This is a genomic window from Bradyrhizobium sp. MI1.4 (genome assembly GCF_055811315.1).
On record NZ_JBVVPP010000027.1, the window covers coordinates 28214 to 44501 of the forward strand.

A 16288-nucleotide genomic window follows, 5' to 3' on the forward strand; every position below is an offset into this window, starting at 1 on the left:
GCTCAGCGCGTGGCGGTGCAGTCACCTGCAAGATGCATCGGCTCCGGCGCGGCCGGCATTGACGTATCAGGCGCAAGCGATCCCGTGACGAGCTTCATCTGCGGCCGTCGCGTCAGCTTGTAGACGGCGGCCGGCGGCACGTTCAGCAGGGCACGATCCACCAGCTTTGCGCGCAAGCCCAGCCGGTCGAGCACGGGCCGCGGGATCGGACAACTCATGCCGTAGGTGAACTGGTAGAAGGCGCCGCCGGGGCGGACATGACTGAACGCGCCACCGACGATCGAGACCACCTTGCGCGTCGACATGTTGAGCAGCGGCAGGCCGCTCACGACCGCGCCGACGGGCGCGCCGTCATAGAGGCGCTCCGTTGCGAGCCGCCCTGCATCCATCCACAAGACGCGCGCGTTCGGAAAACGCATCTGGAGCACCTTCATGAAGTCGGAGCCGTATTCGATCAGCGTGAGGTCCTGCTGGCGCACGCCGCGTTTGAGCAGCTTGTAGGTGAACGCGCCGGTGCCGGGGCCGAGCTCGAGAACAGGGCCGGTCGATGCGGTGATCTCGCGGGTGATGAGATCGGCCAGCGCCGCGCCTGACGGCGCGATCGCGCCGACGCGGCGCGGGGCTGACATCCATGACAGGAAGAACGAGAGGAAATCGTTGGGCATGCGCACTCCGGCATCTTGGTTGCGCCTCGCAGGTCAGAGGTGAGGCGGCCGAACAATCGCTTGAGTGCATTGCGACAGCATTGCGTGCCGCCTGTCGATTGCGTCAATTCTCCCGGACGGGCGGCAGTGACATCCTGAAGCACGCGCCGCCGATCGCTGTGTCCGCGACCGAGATGTGGCCGCCATGCAGGAGCACGATCTCGCGCACCATGTTGAGACCGAGGCCGGCACCGCGATCGAGCGGTGTCAGCCGGTAGAACGGTTCGAATATCTGTTCGCGCTGATCGGCCGGAATGCCGGCGCCTTCGTCCGTGACCTCGATGCTCGCGGGCCTGCTGACACGAATGCCTATGGTGCCGCGGCGCGGGCCGTGCTGGATCGCATTCTGCACAAGGTTGGTCAGCGCGCGCTCCAGCGCCGCCGCATCGCCGATCGTTTCGACCGGCGTGGAGGGGGCGTCGAGCGCCAACTCGTAGCCGGCGGCAATGGCCAGCGGCGCAAGATCTGCGGCCGCGCTTTGCGCGATTGCGACGAGGTCGACGCGCGTGAAGGGATGGCCGCAGCGGTCGAGCCTTTGAATGTCCAGCAGCTGCTCGGCAAGCGTTGCCAGGCGCGCGGAATCCTCCAGCAACCGGGTCTTGTCCGGCCCCGCTGGAAGCGACTCCAGCCGCGTGTTCAGGATCGCGATCGGTGTGCGCAACTCGTGTGCGGCATCGGCGACGAAGCGCTTGTGGCGGGCATAGCCCTGGTCTAGCCGCGCCAGCGCGTCGTTGACCGCGGTCACGAGCGGCACGACTTCCAGCGGAATCCGGTCCAGCGACAGCCGCGTGCCGCGTTGATGGATGTCGATGTGCCGCGCCTGGTCCGCCGTCGCATCGAGCGCCTCGAAGGCGCGCCGCACGATCATCGGCGTGGCGATGAACGTCGCCGTTCCCATGAGGAGCAGGCCAGGCAGGGCGATGCCGAGCAGTGCAAGCGATGTCATGATCAACGCCTTGGCGCCCGTGAGCTTGCCTTGCGTCGCCGTGATGATTTGCACATTGCCGGCGTCGGTATCGACCCGCTTCAGCCGCGCCGGGGGCTTGCGCGGATCGTCCTCGAACAGCTGCCAGCCGAGCCGGGCCTGGCTGATCTGGTCGAGGCCGCTGCCGATGGCGGCGAATTCGGCCGGCACGGCGCCTTCGCTGAGCGAATGTCCCTGTCTGTCGCGGACCAGGAACCAGAGATCGGGGGTCTCGCTGCGCAATTGTTTCAGCTCGGTCGTCGGCCGCAGGACCAGGTCGCCTTGCGCGTCGCGTCCGAGCGCGCGCTGGACGATATCGATCACGCGATCTTCGTCGCGCCCGGCGATCACGAATCCCGACACGCTCAACGCCCCGACGATGACGGCAACGAGCGCCGTGAGCAGCACCGCCTGGAGTGACAGCAGGCGCCAGCTCAGCCGCGAGCGCAGGCAATAGGGATCGTGGTGCTTGCTCATGGCAGCTTTTTCAGCAGATAGCCGACGCCGCGGATGCCATGGATCTCCACGCGCGCATCGGCTTCCGAGAGTTTGCGGCGCAGGCGCGACACGTGCGTATCGAGCGCGTTCGACTGGATTTCGTCGTCGAAACTGTAGACGGCTTCTTCCAGCGCGGAGCGCAGCACGGTCCGGCCCATGCGGCGGACCAGGGCTTCCAACACGAGGAGCTCGCGCCGCGGCAGCTCGAGCGGAGCCCCGTCGATGCTTGCCTCGCGATGGCCGAAATCGAAGGCGAGGCGGCCGGCGTGCATGATGTCGGGATGCAGCCCGGCGGGCCGGCGCAGCACGGCGCGCAGTCGCGCCAGCAATTCCTCCACCGCGAACGGCTTTGACAGATAATCATCCGCCCCGCAGTCGAGGCCGGCGACCCGGTCGGCGAGTTCGCCGCGCGCCGTCAACACGATGATCGGCACGCCGTCGGCGCGCGCCCGCAGTTTCGGGATCAGGGTGAGACCGTCGCCATCGGGAAGCTGGCGATCGAGCAGGACGGCGGCGTGGACGTCGGCAGAAATGGCCTCTTCCGCCTCGGCAAGCGTGGGGGCGTGGTCCACGACCATGTCGTAGCGCTTCAGCGCCGACGCCAGCGCGTCGGCCATTTCGGCCTCGTCCTCGACGAGCAAAATCCGCATGATCCCCACCTCAACCTCAATCGCGCCATTCTAGCGGCCGTATCATTGCGGCAGCATTGCGGGAACCCGCTCTCGATGAAGCGGCTTGAGCGGGCTCTAGCCATGCACGGAACGCTACCGGGGCGGCTGAGCGGGCCTCAAGACACCGTCGGGGCCGGCCGTTATAACCGCCGGACCTGATCAGGGAGGAATATGAATGATCTACGAAATGCGCATCTATCGCTGCGTGCCCGGCCGCCTGCCGGCACTGCTCAAGCGGTTCGAGACCGTCACGCTGAAGGTGTGGGAAAAGCACGGCATCAAGCAGGCCGGGTTCTTCACGACCGTGATCGGTGAATCCAACCAGGAGCTGACCTATTTCCTGGCCTGGGAGTCGCTCGCCGAGCGCGAGAAGAAGTGGGCCGCCTTCATGACCGATCCGGACTGGATGAAAGGGCGCGCCGAGAGCGAGGCGGACGGCCAGATCGTCGGCAACATCGTCAGCCAGATCCTGGCGCCGACCGCCTTCTCGTCGGTGAAGTAGAGACGGCCGGCGCGAGGGCGTCGCGGAGAGCCTGGGCGCAACCCTGATATTCTGGGAGCCCAGGCCGAATGGGGTTGATCCGCCCTTCATCGCGGCTATGGTCGCGCCGGAACGAGGGATTTGCCTTGAGCTCTTCGACGTCAGCGGCGCCGGTCGTCACCATTGGCAAGGTCAAATTCGGCAATGATCTGCCGATCTCGATCATTGCCGGGCCGTGTCAGCTCGAAAGCCGCCAGCATGCGCTGGAGGTGGCCTCCGCGCTGAAGGAGATCGCCGCGCGACTGCAGATCGGCCTCGTCTACAAGACCTCATTCGACAAGGCCAATCGCACCAGCGCGTCGGCCGCGCGTGGCCTCGGACTTGCACAATCGCTGCCGATCTTCGCCGAAATCCGATCGTCGCTCGGCCTGCCGGTCCTGACCGACGTGCATGACGCCGGGCAGTGTGCCGAGGTGGCGCAGGCGGTGGACGTGTTGCAGATTCCCGCCTTCCTATGTCGCCAGACCGATCTGCTGCTGGCGGCGGCCGCAACCGGCAAGGTCGTCAACGTCAAGAAGGGTCAGTTTCTTGCGCCCTGGGACATGGCCAACGTCGTGTCCAAGATCACGAGCGCGAACAATCCCAACGTGCTCGTCACCGAACGCGGCGCGTCCTTCGGCTACAACACCCTGGTCTCCGACATGCGCGCGCTGCCGATCCTGGCGCGCACCACCGGCGCCCCCGTGATCTTCGACGCGACTCATTCGGTGCAACAGCCGGGCGGGAAGGGGACGTCTTCCGGAGGCGAGCGCGAATTCGTGCCGGTGCTCGCACGCGCAGCCGTCGCCGTCGGTGTTGCCGGTATCTTCATCGAGACCCATCCCGATCCTGACAGCGCGCCGTCCGACGGACCCAACATGGTGCCGCTGCGCGAGTTCGAAGGGCTGATCCGAAGGCTGATGGCGTTCGACGCGCTCGCCAAGGATTCGACCAAAGCCGACCCGCGCTGATGCAGCAAGGCGAGGCGCGGGCGCACGATCACGGCCTGCCGGCCGCGCTTTACGTCATCTCCGGTGCAAGCTTCGCCGCGGCGCTCTCCGCGCGCGCGCTCGATCCGGTGCTGCCGCACGTCGCGGAGGACTTTGGCGTCAGCATCGCGACCGCTGCCGGTTTTGCCGCGGTGTTCGCCTTCACCTTCTCGATCATCCAGCCGATCGTCGGCGCCGCCGCCGATCTGTTCGGCAAGACGCGGCTGATGATCGGCTGCCTCGCGCTGCTCGGCCTTGCCAACATCCTGGGGGCGCTCTCGAGCTCATTCTCGGTTCTGTTCGCGACCCGTATCCTCGCCGGTATCGGCTCCGGCGGCGTGTTTCCGGTGGCGCTCAGCCTGACCAGCGATCTCGTCGGTCCGGAGAAGCGCCAGGTCGCGATCAGCCGCACGCTCGCCGGCGCGATGACGGGCAATCTCCTCGGCGCCTCGGCCTCCGGCTTGATCGGCGATTTCCTCGGCTGGCGCGGCGTGCTGGCGGTGCTCGGCGCGCTGGTGATCGTTGCCTCGATCGCGGTCGCCGCCGGTTTTCGTGGCGCCAAGGTCAAGCATCCGCCGAAGACGAGCCTGTCGGCGCTGAAGGCGGGCTATCGCACCATCTTCACCAACCCGAACGCCTATGTCTGTTATGCGGCGGTGTTCATCGAAGGCTGCTGCGTGCTCGGCCTGTTTCCCTACATCGCTTCGTTCCTGTTCGAGCTCGGTCAGACCTCGCTCTCGATCGCGGGCATCGTCATCGCGGGCTTTGCGGTCGGCGGCTTGTTCTACACGCTGACGGTGTCGCGCCTGCTGCCATGGCTGGGCATGAAGGGAATGATGATCGCGGGCATGACGCTGGTGGCTTCGCAGCTCGTTGCCGTCGGCTTCGGCCTGCGCTGGGAAGTGCAGGCGTTCAATCTCATCGTGATGGGATGGGGCTTCTACATCGCCCATGGCTGCCTTCAGATGTTTGCCAGCGAACTCTCGGTCGAGGCGCGCGCAACCGCGTTGTCGCTGCATTCGTTCTTCTTCTTCATGGGGCAGACGGTGGGGCCGCTCGCCTATGGACTTGGCCTCCAGCATGGCGGCAAGATGCCGACCCTGTTCGCGAGCGCCGCGATCATGGTCGCGCTGGGCTTCGCCTGTGCGCGGCTGTTGAAACAGCGGGCGCCATCGGATGCAGTCGCCTAAAAGATGTCTAGCGCCTGACGCGGCGTATCGTCATTTAGAACCTCCTTTCCTCAGTTTATGCTTCATCTGGGAAAGCATCTTGGGGCCCCCCGCCGATAGTCTCTCGGCAATCGCACCAAGATCCGGATCAGCATTACGATATTTGCTGCCCCATAAGCCAAGCTCGGCGAGGACAGGCAGCAGATCAATGCCCGCCTCCGTAAGGCGATAAATCGCCTTCAGTTTATGCGTAGGGTCGTCATGACGGGTAAGCACGCCGCCTTCTTGCAGCGTTTGAAGCCGCTCCGCAAGCGTCCGCGATGATATCGATTCATCGGACTGCAGAAATTCCCGGAAGTGCTGTTTCCCCGCGAAAACGATGTCACGCACAATCAGCAGCGTCCAGCGATCGCCGAGCAACTCCAGCGACAGACTGATTGGGCAACCTGATCGCTGTCTTCCCGACATCCGTAGTTCCCTTTGTAAATCGATTTACTATTGACATCATTCGAGGCTGACGTCAATGCTTCCAAATGTAAACCAATCATAAAGTCTCAATGCTGGAGGAGTGGTGGAAAATGCCCGCAGATATCCATCAGGTTGCAAGCGGCGGCTTTTACATATTTCAGAAGGTGACAGAGCTCCCGGGCAGGAAACTGCGCAAAGACGTGACTTATCGATCTGTCCCGCTCGATGACGCCCGCAGCAGCATGATCGCAAACGGGATATCAGCCAGCTTCACGGAAGCGTTGATCGAAACCCCAGCGAGCTTCAATCGCCAAGAGCGATGGGCACTCGACACGCCAGCTTCAGAAAACACAACTCGAACGACCTTCAAACAATGGGCTGCTGAATCGTTCGCAGCTTCGATCCTTGCATGATTCGAGAGAATAGACCGATGCGAAAACTTATCCTTCAGATGCAGGTGTCAGCCGATGGCTTTGTCGGCTCCTACGGAACGGTAAATTGGCAGCTATGGGGTTGGGGTGACAACAACTTTTGGGATGATGAACTGAAGCGCGATTTCAATGCACACTTCGAGCGCATCGGCACGATTCTTCTCAGTCGGAAGATGCTGAATGAAGGGTATCTACGGCATTGGGAGAACGCAGCGAACCGCTACCCAACTGAGCCATTCTACGCGTTCGCTAAGCGTATCACAGAAATGAGCAAAATGGTTCCGACGAATAAGCCAACGGAGCCGGCGTGGGAACGAACCACGCTTGTCAGCGGAGATTTGCACGAGGTGGTCGGCGCCTTAAAGAGCCAACGAGGGCGCGACATTGGCGTGTTCGGTGGCGCGGGGTTTGCCGCGGCGCTGATCGAACACGGTCTCGTTGACGAGTTTCAATTCTACGTCAACCCGGCGGTATTGGGTGACGGCGTCAGGATCTTCGCGGCGTCGGGGTTCAGGAAGCTAAAATTACTCGAGGCCAAGGCTTATTCGAGCGGCATGGTTGTTAGCCGCTATACCTCGTCCCCCGAGCGAGCAAATCTTCGCGGTCGAGACCGAACGCGGTGAGTCAGAAACGGTCTCTTCAAGCTCAGCCCCGGCCGCGATAGGGCGCGACGCCCTGCTCGGGCACCCACAATCCCTTCGGCGCGCGGCCCGTCTGCCAGAACACGTCGATTGGAATGCCGCCGCGCGGATACCAATAGCCCCCGATGCGCAGGAACTTCGGCTTGATCTCGCTCGCGATGCGCTTGCCGATCATCACGGTGCAGTCCTCGTGGAAGGCGCCGTGATTGCGGAAGCTCGCGATGTAGAGCTTGAGCGACTTCGATTCCAGCAACCATTGGCCGGGGGCGTAGTCGATCATCAGATGTGCGAAATCCGGTTGTCCCGTGACCGGGCAGAGCGAGGTGAATTCCGGCACGGTGAAGCGTACCAGATAGTCCGTGCCCTTTTGCGGGTTCGGCACGCGGTCGAGCTGCGCTTCTTCCGGTGTGTGCGGCCATTCGACCGCGCGGCCCAGCTGAAGGGATTTCTTCGCCATTGTCGTCACATCCTGTTCCGCGTGCCGGGATGGACGCAAATGCCGCTGTCGTCAACCGGCGGCGACCGTCTGGATCATGACGATCCGGTCGTTGCCGGATTCGCAGCCCCAGAGCTCGCCCGGCCTCCCGTCGAGCTGGCGCACATTGGCGTTAGCCTTGTCGCTGGCGAACACGTTGAAGCGCTCGGTGGCGGGATCGAAGCGGACGATGGCGTTGGCGGAGAAATCGGTCAGCCAGACTTTGTCCTTGTCATCGACATAGACCGCGTAGGTGCGGGGACGCTCGCCGGGCAGCTTCCAGGTATTCCAGGAGTCTTCCGCGGGATCGTGCACCGAGACGTGGCCACTGTTCCACTCGCTGACCCAGATCCGGCTTTTCGAATCCGACCAGACCCGTCGCGAACCCTGGCTCGGCGTCGGCGGCTCGACCACACTGGCGCTGCCCGTCGCCGGATCGATCCTGGCAATATAGCTGCCGGCAAGCGAGGCATACCAGACGTCGCCCTTGGGCGTGACGGTGATTCCGTAGGGGCCGACGCCCTTGGGCGCCCTGAACACGTCCATCCCGCCCGCGTTCGGCTTGAGGCGGCCGTAATAGCCGGACTGGCCGGTGAACCAATAGGTGCCGTCCTTGTCGAACACGCCGCTGTTGAGATTGGCGTAGGCGAACTTCTCGGGCAGGCGGAACAGGGTGACCTTGAGGTCGGAAGGATCGACGCGGGCGATCGCATTCTGGCCGCCCTCGGTGATCCAGGGCGCGCCGTCGGGGCCGATGGTCACGCCGTGCGGGGCGGCGCCCTGGCCGAGGCTGACCGTCTTATGGCTGCCATCCTTCGGATCGAGCCTGCCGAGCAGGCCCTTGCCCTGGGCCGTAAACCAGACCGTGCCATCGGGAGCGGGAGCGAGGTCGTGCAGACCGATGCCGGAGCTAATGGGGTAGTATTTTGTCCGGAACGGGCCTTCCTGCGCAAAACTCGGGCGGGTCGCGAGGAGGGCGATGCTCGAGGCAAGAAACTGGCGGCGATTCATGGCGTTACCCCGACTGTTTCAGATTGAGGTTTTGCGCGCAGACCAGATGCGGTCAACCTTAGTCCGAGCCGCTTCACGCGTCAGTCGAAGCCCACCCTCCAAGCGTTCACATTTGCTTGCGGTCCGTGTAAGACCCGCGGCACCGATCAGCTCTAACGAACGGAAGTGCACATCATGACCGCCATCATCGACATCATCGGCCGCGAAATTCTCGATAGCCGTGGCAATCCCACCGTCGAGGTCGACGTCGTGCTGGAAGATGGCGCGCTTGGCCGTGCTGCCGTGCCGTCCGGCGCCTCCACCGGCGCCCATGAGGCGGTGGAACTACGCGACGGTGACAAGACTCGCTATCTCGGCAAGGGCGTCACCAAGGCGGTCGGCGCCGTCAACGGCGAAATCTTCGAGGCCCTGAGCGGCCTCGATGTCGAGCAGCAGGCCCAGCTCGACCAGATCATGATCGACCTCGACGGTACGCCGAACAAGAGCCGGCTGGGCGCCAACGCCATCCTCGGCGTGTCGCTCGCCTGCGCCAAGGCGGCCGCGAACTCGCTCGACATGCCGCTCTATCGTTACGTTGGCGGCACCTCGGCGCGGCTGCTGCCGGTGCCGATGATGAACATCATCAATGGCGGCATGCACGCCGACAATCCGATCGACTTCCAGGAGTTCATGATCCTACCGGTTGGCGCGTCCTCCTTTGCCGAGGGCTTGCGCTATGGCGCGGAGGTCTTCCACACCCTGAAGTCCGAATTGAAGAAGGCCGGTCACAACACCAATGTCGGCGATGAGGGCGGCTTTGCCCCGAACCTGCCGTCGGCGGACGCCGCGCTCGAATTCGTCATGAACGCGATCGGCAAGGCCGGCTACAAGGCGGGCTCCGACATCGTCATTGGCCTCGACTGCGCCTCGACCGAGTTCTTCAAGGACGGCAAATACGTCTACGAGGGCGAGGGCAAGACCCGCTCGATCTCCGAGCAGGCCAAGTACCTTGCTGATCTCGTCTCGCGCTATCCGATCGTGACCATCGAGGACGGCATGTCGGAAGACGACATGGACGGCTGGAAGGAGCTGACCGACCTCGTCGGCAAGAAGTGCCAGCTCGTCGGTGACGATCTCTTCGTCACCAACGTCAAGCGCCTCGCCGAAGGCATCAAGGCCGGACGGGCCAATTCGATCCTGATCAAGGTCAACCAGATCGGCACGCTGACCGAGACGCTCGCCGCCGTCGAGATGGCGCACAAGGCCGGCTACACCTCGGTGATGTCGCACCGCTCCGGCGAGACCGAGGATTCTACCATCGCCGACCTCGCGGTCGCCACCAATTGCGGTCAGATCAAGACCGGCTCCCTTGCGCGCTCCGATCGCACCGCCAAATACAACCAGCTCCTGCGCATCGAGCAGCAGCTCGGCAAGCAGGCGCTCTACGGCGGCAAGGCGGCACTGAAGGCGCTGGCATAAGCCAGCGGTCGGACAAGAACAGGGGAGGATCGACATGAGCGACGGCAAGAACGGCCTGCAACTGCGTTCGCTGATCAAGAAGAGCGGTGAGCTCGAAATCTCGCTGCTCGACGTGCCGACCCCCGAACCCGCCGCGGACGAGGTTGTCGTCCGCGTCGAGGCCGCGCCGATCAACCCGTCCGACCTCGGGCTCTTGATCGGCGCGGCCGACATGAGCACGGCAAAGGCTTCGGGCACCAAAGAAGCTCCCGTCATCACCGCGAAAGTGCCGGAAGGCGCGATGCGGGCGATGGCAGGCCGGCTCGACGAATCCATGCCGGTCGGTAACGAAGGCGCGGGAGTCGTGATCAGGACCGGCTCCTCGGATGCCGCGAAGGCGCTGATGGGCAAGACCGTCGCCATGATCGGCGGCGCGATGTACACGCAGTATCGCACGTTGAAAGTGCGCGAGTGCCTGCCGCTGCCGGAAGGCACCACGCCGGCCGAAGGAGCCTCCTGCTTCGTCAATCCGCTGACCGCGCTCGGCATGACCGAGACCATGCGGCGCGAGGGTCACAAGGCGCTGGTGCACACTGCGGCCGCATCCAATCTCGGGCAGATGCTGAACAAGATCTGCATCAAGGACGGCATCCCGCTGGTCAACATTGTGCGCAGCAAGGAGCAGGCCGACATCCTGCACAAGATCGGCGCCAAATATGTCGTCGATTCCACCGCACCGAGCTTCCTCGGCGATCTCACCAATGCGCTGGTCGAGACCGGCGCCACCATCGCCTTCGACGCCATCGGTGGCGGGAAGCTCGCCGGCGACATCCTCAACTGCATGGAAGTCGCGATCAACAAGACCGCGAAGGAATACAGCCGCTACGGCTCCAACGTGCACAAGCAGGTCTATGTCTATGGCGCGCTCGATGTCCGCCCGATTGAGCTGCCGCGCGGCTTCGGCATGGCCTGGGGCGTCGGCGGCTGGCTGCTGTTTCCGTTCCTGATGAAGATCGGGCAGGCGGACGGGGCCAGGCTGCGCCAGCGCGTCGTCGACGAACTGAAGACCACGTTTGCCAGCCACTACACCAAGGTGGTGTCGCTTTCCGAGGCGCTCGATCCCGCCAACATCGCGGTGTACGCCAAACGCGCCACTGGCGAAAAATTCCTCATCAACCCGAACAAATAATCGGGACGTGCGACGGCACGTCACCGAAAGAAGGTCTTGCCTTCTGAGCGAAGCCGGGGATTATTCCGCCGCCATTTGCACGCGGGAAAACCGCGGGGCGCTCAGAAGGGGACCTCATGACCGATCTTAATCGCCGCCATTTGCTTGCAGGCGCCGCCACCTTCGGTGCGGCTGCCGTGACCGGCTTTGGGCCGACCGCCGCCAATGCCTCAGTACCGCAAGCCGGCACGCAGGCGCCGGGCTTCTACCGCTACAAGGTCGGCAGCTACGAGTGCACCTCCATCAATGACGGTGCGCGCACTTTCCCGATGCCGGACAAGTTCGTCGTCAACGCGCCGAAGGAGGAAGCGCTGGCCGCTGGCGAGGCGGCCTACATGCCGAAGGGCATGGTCACGGTGCCGTTCAACCCGCAGCTCATCAACACCGGCTCCAAGCTCGTGCTGATCGATACCGGCAACGGTGTCGCCAATCTCGAGCCCAGCAAGGGCGCGGTCGGCCGCACGCTGCAGAACCTCCAGGCCGCCGGCGTCGACCCCAAGAGCATCGACGTCGTGCTGCTCTCGCATCTGCATCCCGACCACACCAACGGCATTCGTCTCGCCGACGGCGCGCTTGCCTTCCCCAATGCGGAGATCATGGTGCCAGGCAAGGACTGGGAGTTCTGGACCAGCGAGGACAACGCCGCCAAGGCCGAGTCCAACGCGATGATGAAGAACTACTTCGCCAACGTGAAGAAGACCTTTGCCGGCCTCGAATCCAAGGTGACGAAGTACGAGTGGGGCAAGGAGGTCGCACCGGGCATCACCTCGATCGCGACGCCCGGTCACACCCCGGGGCACACCTCGTTCGCGGTCGCCTCAGGCGATTCCAAGGTGCTGATCCAGTCCGACGTCACCAACATCCCGGAGTTCTTCCTGCGCAATCCGAACTGGCATGTGGTGTTCGACACCGATGCAGCGCTGGCGCAGGAAACCCGCCACAAATTCTACGACATGGCGGCCGCCGAGAAGGCGACCGTGATCGGCTTCCACTTCACCTTCCCCTCGGTCGGCCATGTCGAGAAGGACGGCGCCAAATATCGTCTGATCCCGTCGGCGTGGAATCCGACCATCTGAGCCGATTTGCAGATTTGTACCAGGGATCGGGCCGCCACTTGGCGGCCTGATTGTTTGGGCAACCGTTCAGAAACCCAGCGTTTCCAAATCCGACCAGTCCATGCACTTGCATCTATCGGTCGAGATCGCTTAAGTGCCGACCCGGCACTCCCGCTGAAGATTTCGAGGACACTCTATGGCCTACAATATCGTCACGATCGCCGGCAGCCTGCGTAAGGACAGCTTTTCGCTCAAGATCGCCAATGCGCTCGCCAAGCTCGCGCCGGCCTCGCTCAAGCTCGAGGTCATCACGCCGGCCGGCATCTCGTTCTTCAACCAGGACCTCGAGGGAGCGCCGCCGGCGGATTGGCTGTCTTTCCGCGAAAAAATCCAGAAATCGGACGGCGTCATCTTCGTCACGCCGGAATACAATCGCGCGATCCCGGGGGTGCTGAAGAACGCCATCGACGTCGCCTCGCGGCCCTATGGCAAGAGCTCGTTCAACGACAAGCCAGTCGGCATCATCGCGAACTCGCCGGGCCCGCTCGGCGGCGTCAGTGCCGCCAAGACGCTCCAGAACATCCTGCCGGGCATTTCCGGCCCGATCATGCAGCAGCCGGAGGCCTATCTGAACGGGGTGGGCGACGCGTTCGATGCCGACGGCAACCTGACCAAGGAGTCCTTGAAGCCGGTGCTCCAGGCCTATATCGACGCGTTTGCGGTGCACGTCGCGAAGCATCACGGCTGAGGCCGCGAAACCCGGGTCTCCGTCATGGCCGGGCAAAAGCGCGAAGCGCGTCTTCGCGCTAGATGTCCCGGCCATCCACATCTTTGCCAAATTGACGAAGAACGTGGATGCCCGGCACAAGGCCGGGCATGACGGCTGAGCCAGGCATTGGAACGCCAAGCGGGCGGGCAATTAGCACGCCCTTAACCAACCTGTCCCATCTTCCCAGGATGGTCTCCCGCGCGCGCCTGAAATCGATCCTGACCGGTCTTGCCCTCTATGCGATGGCGGCCGCCATCGTCGGCTATTTCGGCGTCAACGCCTATACCGGCAAATACGGCCTCAACGCCCGCCAGGAGCTCGACCAGGAGATCGTGGCGCTGACCAGCGAACTGGCGCAGCTCAAGCGCGAGCGCGCCAGGAGCGAGCAGCGCGTTTCGCTGCTGCGCTCCGCGAAGATCGACCCCGACATGCTGGACGAGCGGGCGCGCTTCCAGCTCGACTACGTCAATCCGCGCGATCTCGTCCGGACGATCCCGGCGAACTGACACTCGAGCGGCACAAGCGCCATTTGCGGGGTTTGCGGTCTGCCGCTGACTCCATCGAGCCAGCGCGATTGCGATATGCAAGCAGCCCGTTGCTTCCTGCGGCTGACGTGAGCGGGTCTGCGATCGGTATTCCACACACGATGCGGGAGTCGGGGAGCTAAATGTTGCCCGATCCGCGTCAAAGATTTTGCAATATTACGATCGCGTTGCAGTGCGGCATAATGAAAGGCGTGCCATGCCGCCGCGGTGCTTTCCAAGGGCGTTTGACTTGGGTTAGACAGGGCTGAAGTTTTCTCTGACCCGGAATTCCCATGGCCGCACCCAAGAAAGCCGCCGCAAGTACTGCACAGGACAAGACCGACGGCGGTTCGCCCCCGGAATTCACCAGAGAGCAGGAGCTCAAGGCGCTCCGCGACATGCTCCTGATCCGGCGGTTCGAGGAAAAGGCCGGCCAGCTCTACGGCATGGGCGCGATCGGCGGCTTCTGCCACCTTTATATCGGCCAGGAGGCCGTGGTGGTCGGGATGCAGATGGCCCTGAAGCCGGGCGATCAGGTCATCACCGGCTATCGCGATCACGGCCATATGCTCGCCACCGGCATGGAGGCCAAAGGCGTCATGGCCGAGCTCACCGGCCGTCGTGGCGGCTATTCCAAGGGCAAGGGCGGCTCCATGCATATGTTCAGCAAGGAGAAGCACTTTTACGGCGGCCACGGCATCGTCGGCGCACAGGTCTCGCTCGGCACCGGGCTCGCTTTCGCCAATCACTATCGCGACAACGACAATGTCAGCGTCACCTATTTCGGCGACGGCGCGGCCAACCAGGGCCAGGTCTATGAGAGCTTCAACATGGCGGAGCTCTGGAAGCTGCCGGTGATCTACGTCATCGAGAACAACCGCTACGCCATGGGCACTTCGGTCTCACGCGCCTCGGCGCAGCAGGATTTCTCCAAGCGCGGCGCCTCCTTCAACATTCCCGGCCAGCAGGTCGACGGCATGGACGTCCGCGCCGTGAAGGCCGCCGGCGACGAGGCGGCGGCCTGGTGCCGCGCCGGCAAGGGACCCTTCATCCTGGAGATGCAGACCTACCGTTATCGCGGCCACTCGATGTCCGATCCCGCAAAGTACAGAACGCGCGAGGAGGTCGAAAAAGTCCGCCACGACCAGGATCCGATCGAGCAGGTGCGCAACCGCCTGTTGGCCGCCAAGGTCAGCGAGCAGGATCTGAAGGCGATCGACGCCGAGGTGCGCGACATCGTCAACGCGTCCGCCGATTTCGCCCAGCATGATCCCGAGCCGGATGCCGCCGAGCTCTGGACCGATATTTACCGCTGAACGCGCGCAAGCTTTCTTTTGGAGCCGATATGCCAATTCAAGTGCTGATGCCCGCGTTGTCGCCCACGATGGAGAAGGGCAACCTTTCCAAATGGCTGAAAAAAGAGGGTGAGACGATCAAGTCCGGCGACGTCATCGCCGAGATCGAGACCGACAAGGCGACCATGGAGGTCGAGGCGACCGATGAAGGTACGCTCGGCAAGATCCTGATCCCCGAGGGCACCGCCGACGTGGCCGTGAACACACCGATCGCGACAATTCTGGCCGATGGCGAAAGTGCCGCCGATCTCGCCAAGGCGCCCGCGCCTGCCCAGCAGCAGAAGGCTGCCGAATCCGTAGCCCCTGCCGCCGCGAAGACCGAGGCTCCAGCTCCCAAGGCTGCGCCGGCGCCGCAGGCCGTCGCAGAACCCGACCCGGAAGTGCCCGCCGGCACCGAGATGGTGACGCAGACCATCCGCGAAGCCCTGCGCGATGCTATGGCCGAAGAGATGCGCCGCGACGCCGACGTCTTCGTGATGGGCGAAGAGGTTGCCGAATACCAAGGCGCCTACAAGGTGACGCAAGGGCTGCTTCAGGAATTCGGCGCCAAGCGCGTCATCGACACGCCAATCACGGAGCACGGCTTTGCCGGCATCGGCGTCGGCGCCGCGATGACCGGGTTGAAGCCGATTGTCGAGTTCATGACCTTCAACTTCGCTATGCAGGCGATCGACCAGATCATCAACTCCGCGGCCAAGACGCTCTATATGTCCGGCGGCCAGATGGGCTGCTCCATCGTATTCCGCGGGCCCAACGGCGCCGCTTCCCGCGTGGCCGCCCAGCACAGCCAGGATTATTCGTCCTGGTATTCCAACGTCCCGGGCCTCAAGGTCGTCGCGCCGTTCTCGGCCGCTGATTACAAGGGCCTGCTCAAGGCTGCGATCCGCGATCCCAATCCGGTGATCTTCCTCGAGAACGAGATGCTCTACGGCCACACTGGCGAGGTGCCGAAGCTCGACGATTTCGTGATTCCGATCGGCAAGGCGCGCATCGTGCGCTCCGGCAGCCATGTCACGATCATCTCGTGGTCGAACGGCATGAGCTACGCGCTGAAGGCCGCCGACGAACTCGCCAAGGACGGCATCGAGGCCGAAGTGATCGACCTGCGCACGCTGCGTCCGATGGACACCGACACCATCGTCAACTCCGTCAAAAAGACGGGACGTGCCGTCACGGTGGAAGAGGGCTGGGCCCAGAGCGGTGTCGGCGCCGAGATCGCCGCGCGGATCATGGAGCATGCCTTCGACTATCTGGATGCGCCTGTAACCCGGGTCTCCGGCAAGGACGTGCCGATGCCGTATGCCGCGAACCTGGAAAAGCTCGCGCTGCCTTCGGCTGCCGAAGTGGTCGAGGCCGCCAAAGCCGTCTGCTACAGGTAG

Annotated in this window: 18 protein-coding genes; 12 read left to right on the forward strand and 6 right to left on the reverse strand. The window is 63.7% G+C overall.

All coding sequences use genetic code 11. The features are described 5' to 3' along the window. Positions 1-2: 2 nt before the first annotated feature. From AC0L23_RS25155 to AC0L23_RS25165, 3 genes are all read right to left on the reverse strand, one after another. A complete protein-coding gene (locus AC0L23_RS25155) occupies positions 3-665 on the reverse strand; it encodes a class I SAM-dependent methyltransferase (protein ID WP_018458074.1) in 663 nt (220 codons plus the stop codon). A gap of 103 nt (positions 666-768) precedes the next feature. Continuing rightward, positions 769-2145 carry a sensor histidine kinase gene (locus tag AC0L23_RS25160; RefSeq protein ID WP_085353239.1) on the reverse strand — a complete coding sequence of 459 codons (1377 nt, stop codon included), beginning with the start codon at positions 2143-2145 and terminating at the stop codon, positions 769-771. Continuing rightward, positions 2142-2816: a response regulator transcription factor gene (locus AC0L23_RS25165; RefSeq protein ID WP_085353237.1), complete on the reverse strand. Its 675-nt coding sequence runs from the start codon at positions 2814-2816 to the stop codon at positions 2142-2144. Before AC0L23_RS25165 ends, AC0L23_RS25160 begins: the two co-directional genes overlap by 4 nt. Before the next feature lie 196 nt (positions 2817-3012). Here AC0L23_RS25165 and AC0L23_RS25170 point away from each other — a divergent pair, with 196 nt between their 5' ends. The 3 genes from AC0L23_RS25170 (at position 3013) to AC0L23_RS25180 (ending at position 5536) form a co-directional block, all read left to right on the forward strand. Continuing rightward, positions 3013-3339, forward strand: a complete 327-nt coding sequence (locus AC0L23_RS25170; protein WP_085353235.1) for an NIPSNAP family protein — start codon at positions 3013-3015, stop codon at positions 3337-3339. Positions 3340-3464: 125 nt separating this feature from the next. Next, positions 3465-4328 (forward strand): 3-deoxy-8-phosphooctulonate synthase, encoded by an 864-nt coding sequence (kdsA, locus tag AC0L23_RS25175; RefSeq protein ID WP_018458071.1) that lies wholly within the window; start codon positions 3465-3467, stop codon positions 4326-4328. Continuing rightward, on the forward strand, positions 4328-5536 hold the full coding sequence (locus tag AC0L23_RS25180) for an MFS transporter (protein ID WP_085353232.1): 1209 nt from the start codon (positions 4328-4330) through the stop codon (positions 5534-5536). Before kdsA ends, AC0L23_RS25180 begins: the two co-directional genes overlap by 1 nt. A gap of 30 nt (positions 5537-5566) precedes the next feature. On the opposite strand, the gene AC0L23_RS25185 is transcribed toward AC0L23_RS25180, so the two are convergent. After that, positions 5567-5983 (reverse strand): winged helix-turn-helix transcriptional regulator, encoded by a 417-nt coding sequence (locus AC0L23_RS25185; protein ID WP_026233493.1) that lies wholly within the window; start codon positions 5981-5983, stop codon positions 5567-5569. 110 nt (positions 5984-6093) lie between these two features. Here AC0L23_RS25185 and AC0L23_RS25190 point away from each other — a divergent pair, with 110 nt between their 5' ends. Next, positions 6094-6396, forward strand: coding sequence for a hypothetical protein (locus AC0L23_RS25190; protein WP_143273393.1), 303 nt, complete (start codon positions 6094-6096; stop codon positions 6394-6396). Between the two features lie 17 nt (positions 6397-6413). After that, the gene (locus tag AC0L23_RS25195) at positions 6414-7037 is read left to right on the forward strand and encodes a dihydrofolate reductase family protein (RefSeq protein ID WP_085353575.1); all 624 of its coding nucleotides are present in this window, start codon (positions 6414-6416) and stop codon (positions 7035-7037) included. Positions 7038-7059: 22 nt separating this feature from the next. On the opposite strand, the gene queF is transcribed toward AC0L23_RS25195, so the two are convergent. Beyond that, on the reverse strand, positions 7060-7512 hold the full coding sequence (queF, locus tag AC0L23_RS25200; RefSeq protein WP_018458066.1) for a preQ(1) synthase: 453 nt from the start codon (positions 7510-7512) through the stop codon (positions 7060-7062). Between the two features lie 51 nt (positions 7513-7563). After that, on the reverse strand, positions 7564-8541 hold the full coding sequence (locus AC0L23_RS25205) for a Vgb family protein (protein WP_085353231.1): 978 nt from the start codon (positions 8539-8541) through the stop codon (positions 7564-7566). Between the two features lie 174 nt (positions 8542-8715). Between AC0L23_RS25205 and eno the strand changes: the two genes are divergently transcribed. The 7 genes from eno (at position 8716) to AC0L23_RS25240 (ending at position 16288) form a co-directional block, all read left to right on the forward strand. Continuing rightward, on the forward strand, positions 8716-9999 hold the full coding sequence (gene eno, locus AC0L23_RS25210; protein ID WP_018458064.1) for a phosphopyruvate hydratase: 1284 nt from the start codon (positions 8716-8718) through the stop codon (positions 9997-9999). 34 nt (positions 10000-10033) lie between these two features. Next, positions 10034-11167: a zinc-binding dehydrogenase gene (locus tag AC0L23_RS25215; protein ID WP_018458063.1), complete on the forward strand. Its 1134-nt coding sequence runs from the start codon at positions 10034-10036 to the stop codon at positions 11165-11167. Positions 11168-11283: 116 nt separating this feature from the next. After that, the gene (locus tag AC0L23_RS25220) at positions 11284-12282 is read left to right on the forward strand and encodes an MBL fold metallo-hydrolase (RefSeq protein WP_085353228.1); all 999 of its coding nucleotides are present in this window, start codon (positions 11284-11286) and stop codon (positions 12280-12282) included. Between the two features lie 175 nt (positions 12283-12457). Further along, entirely contained in the window at positions 12458-13009 is a 552-nt protein-coding gene (locus AC0L23_RS25225) for an NADPH-dependent FMN reductase (RefSeq protein WP_085353225.1), read from the forward strand. A gap of 209 nt (positions 13010-13218) precedes the next feature. Continuing rightward, positions 13219-13536: an FtsB family cell division protein gene (locus tag AC0L23_RS25230; protein ID WP_007590617.1), complete on the forward strand. Its 318-nt coding sequence runs from the start codon at positions 13219-13221 to the stop codon at positions 13534-13536. Between the two features lie 311 nt (positions 13537-13847). Next, the gene (gene pdhA / locus AC0L23_RS25235) at positions 13848-14870 is read left to right on the forward strand and encodes a pyruvate dehydrogenase (acetyl-transferring) E1 component subunit alpha (protein ID WP_085353223.1); all 1023 of its coding nucleotides are present in this window, start codon (positions 13848-13850) and stop codon (positions 14868-14870) included. Positions 14871-14899: 29 nt separating this feature from the next. After that, positions 14900-16288: a pyruvate dehydrogenase complex E1 component subunit beta gene (locus AC0L23_RS25240; protein ID WP_026233491.1), complete on the forward strand. Its 1389-nt coding sequence runs from the start codon at positions 14900-14902 to the stop codon at positions 16286-16288.